Source organism: Dietzia sp. DQ11-38-2 (assembly GCF_014145055.1).
Lineage (GTDB): Bacteria > Actinomycetota > Actinomycetes > Mycobacteriales > Mycobacteriaceae > Dietzia.
The window spans coordinates 1-2150 of record NZ_JAALDW010000323.1 but is presented as its reverse complement, the minus strand read 5'-3'; the positions used below and the strand labels follow the sequence as shown (position 1 = coordinate 2150).

At 70.1% G+C, this 2150-nt stretch carries 2 protein-coding genes and 2 pseudogenes; 2 read left to right on the top strand and 2 right to left on the bottom strand.

Going from position 1 to position 2150, the window contains the following annotated elements:
- Positions 1–198 (bottom strand): annotated as a pseudogene (locus tag G6026_RS11390) (A/G-specific adenine glycosylase); the annotation flags it as partial.
- Between the two features lie 38 nt (positions 199–236).
- On the opposite strand from G6026_RS11390, the gene G6026_RS11385 reads away from it, so the two are divergent.
- Together G6026_RS11385 and G6026_RS11380 are read left to right on the top strand one after the other, a co-directional pair.
- Positions 237–890, top strand: coding sequence for a carbonic anhydrase (locus tag G6026_RS11385; RefSeq protein ID WP_107755694.1), 654 nt, complete (start codon positions 237–239; stop codon positions 888–890).
- A gap of 56 nt (positions 891–946) precedes the next feature.
- Positions 947–1594 carry a hypothetical protein gene (locus G6026_RS11380; protein ID WP_182613240.1) on the top strand — a complete coding sequence of 216 codons (648 nt, stop codon included), beginning with the start codon at positions 947–949 and terminating at the stop codon, positions 1592–1594.
- A gap of 42 nt (positions 1595–1636) precedes the next feature.
- On the opposite strand, the pseudogene G6026_RS11375 reads toward G6026_RS11380, so the two are convergent.
- Positions 1637–2150: pseudogene (locus G6026_RS11375) on the bottom strand (DNA integrity scanning protein DisA); the annotation flags it as partial.

Genomic DNA, 2150 nt, shown 5'->3' with positions numbered 1-2150 from the left:
CGCGGCGAGCTCGGCCGGGCCGGGCCACCGCTCGAGCCACGCCCGCCAGACGGGCTCCACGCGGGCGACAGGGGTCTGCTGACTCATGACCTCGCAGAGCAGGATCTCCCACGCACCGACCTCCGGCCCGCGCCAGGGCAGGGGGCGCCCGGCGCGCTCGAACCAGGACAGCAGGGCAGAGGTGTCGACAGAGGTCACCGTGCGCCCGTCAGACCGCGGTGTGCACAATATGAGTCATGCCTCATACCGATCCCATCAAGGCCTGGGCCTCCCTCCGTGACGGTAACCATCGATTCGTCGGGGGCGAGATGCGTCATCCCGGTCAGAATACCGAGCACCGCCAGACCCTGGTCGCCGCGCAGAACCCCAAGGCCGTGCTCTTCGGGTGCTCGGACTCCCGGGTCGCCGCGGAGATCATCTTCGACCAGGGACTCGGGGACCTCTTCGTGATCCGAACCGCGGGCCACATCAGCGATTCGGCGGTGCTCGGGTCGATCGAGTACGCGGTCCACGTGCTCGAGACCCCGTTGATCGTGGTTCTCGGCCACGACAGCTGCGGAGCCGTCAAGGCCACGGTCGACGCGCTCAACACCGGGGAGATCCCTCCCGGTTTCCTGCGGGACGTCGTCGAGAAGGTCTCGCCCTCGATCCTCAACGGGCGTCGCGAGGGACTCAGTGCGATCGACGATTTCGAGGCCCGACACGTCCTCGAAACCGGCCAACTTCTCAAGCAGCGGTCCAAGATCATCAGCGACCGGATCGACGAGGGGAGGTTGGCCATCGTCGGCGTCACCTACAAGCTCTCCGACGGCCACGCGTACCTGCGCAGCGTGTTGGGAGATGTCGACGACATCCCCCACGGCCCGGGTGAGGAGATGATCGCGGTCTAGGGACACGCCGCGAGGGGGATCGGGTGCGGCGCCGACCCGGCTCTAGAGTTGGACCCGTGCACGAACCCCAGGGCTCCCTTCCGCGCGAGGTCTATGTGCGTCGCCGCGTCGCCGCGGTCGCCATAGCGGTCGTCGCGGTCCTGGCCGTGGTGCTGGCACTCTTCCTCGCCTCCAGGGACAGTGGCACGGACACCCAGGACTCGGCGACCGGCGGCGAGGTCGACTCGGCCGAGGCGGCCACCACCACCGAGACCACGACCACGGAGACCACCCGGGACGACGGCGGCGCCTCGCGGGGCCGGTGCGCGGACGAGGACCTGAGCCTGGAGGTCTGGCCCGCCGAGCCCAACGTCGCGGTGGGGCAGGATGTCCGGTTCTTCGTCAACATCCTCAACACCTCCGACACCACGTGCGATCGCGACCTCTCCGAGGCGCCGCTGTCCTTCGAGGTCTACCGTCTGGACACCAACGTCAAGGTGTGGTCGAGCATCGACTGCACCACCCCCCGTGAGGACGACGAGGTGGAGCTCCGCCCCGGTGAGCCCGAGCCCCGCCAGATCGACTGGACCGGCCGCCGTTCCGCGGAGGGCGCCTGCACGGAAGCGGACCGGACCCCTGTCGAGGTCGGCGCCTACCAGGTGTACGCGCTGGTCGGGAACGTCTTCAGCCCGGCGGCCACCTTCAACGTGGTCGAGGGAGGCTGACCCCGGGCGGCGGGCCCCTCTGCCCCTGGGACGACCCCGGCGCTAGGACGACCCCAGGCCGGTCAGCCACTGACGAAGGTGCCTGGCCCAGAGGGCTCCGACGCCCTCCACGTCCGCGAAGTCGGTCTGTTCGGCGGCGAGCAGTGCCGGCACCGAGCCGAATCGCTCCACCAGGGCCGAGATCTGCACGGGTCGGAGCCTGGGGATGTGGGCGAGCATCCGGTGTCCACGTGCGGTGACGTGCTCGTCCAGGTCCTCTGGCTCCGCGGGCAGGCCGAGGCAGCGCGCGACGGGGCCGGGCAGGAGGAGATCGGCGTCACTCAGCGCCGCCAGTCGCTCGAGCCCGGTCGCCACCTGCTCGGCGGTGGGGACCGTGCTCCCTCCCGCGGGATCCACCGCGACGTGGTCGGCGACGAGGCCCCACAGTTCGTTCGGGGTGTCGGCCAGCAACTCCTCGAGCTGGAGTGTGGTCTGGCGCCCGTACTCGCCCATCTCCACCGCGAGCTCGGCGAGTTCGGCACCCAGACGGTCCAGCCGGACCAGCCGTTGGGCCATC

What these genes read in the sequence shown, in the direction of transcription:
- G6026_RS11385 (WP_107755694.1), top strand. Translation starts at nt 237, where the DNA reads ATGCCTCATACCGATCCCATCAAGGCCTGGGCCTCCCTCCGTGACGGT.